Below are 639 nucleotides of genomic sequence, written 5' to 3'. Positions count from 1 at the left end.
CGGCGGGCCCGCATCGGCGGGGCCCTGAAGCTGGACGCCACGGACCTCGTCACCGTCTCCTACGTCCTCAAGGAGCTGACGCCCGGCGACCGCACCGCCCTCGTCGCCGAGGCGGCGCGCGCCGCGCAGGCCGTCGTGATCGTCGAGCCGGGCACGCCCGACGGGTACGAGCGGATCATCGCCGCCCGCGACCAGCTGACGGCCGCCGGGCTGCACGTCGCCGCGCCCTGCCCGCACAGCGCGGCGTGCCCCATCGAGCCGGGCACCGACTGGTGCCACTTCTCCGCGCGCGTGGCCCGCTCGTCGCTGCACCGCCAGGTGAAGGGCGGCTCCCTCGCGTACGAGGACGAGAAGTTCGGCTACGTCGCCGCGACGAGGTTCCCGGTGACCCCGGCGCCCGCCCGCGTCACCCGCCGCCCTCAGATCCGCAAGGGCCAGGTCCTGCTGGACCTGTGCACCGCCGAGTACGGGCTGCGCCGCGACACGGTGAGCAAACGGCACGGCGCGCTGTACAAGGCGGCGCGGGACGCCGAGTGGGGCGACGCCTGGCTCTAGACCGGCCCCCACCGGGGGTGTGTCGCCGTTCCGGCGGGAGGGGACGCGTAGGGGTCGCCCCCGCAGGATTGGCGGTGCCGAAAC

At 75.6% G+C, this 639-nt stretch carries 1 protein-coding gene; it reads left to right on the top strand.

The features are described from left to right. Nucleotides 1-555: small ribosomal subunit Rsm22 family protein (locus HTZ82_RS12745; protein ID WP_217624010.1), on the top strand; the 555-nt coding region annotated here is incomplete at its 5' end. Between the last annotated feature and the right edge of the window lie 84 nt (nt 556-639).

It is taken from the genome of Streptomyces sp. TRM64462 (assembly GCF_013362995.1).
Classification (GTDB): Bacteria; Actinomycetota; Actinomycetes; order Streptomycetales; family Streptomycetaceae; genus Streptomyces.
This window is presented reverse-complemented; position numbering and strand designations above follow the sequence as displayed.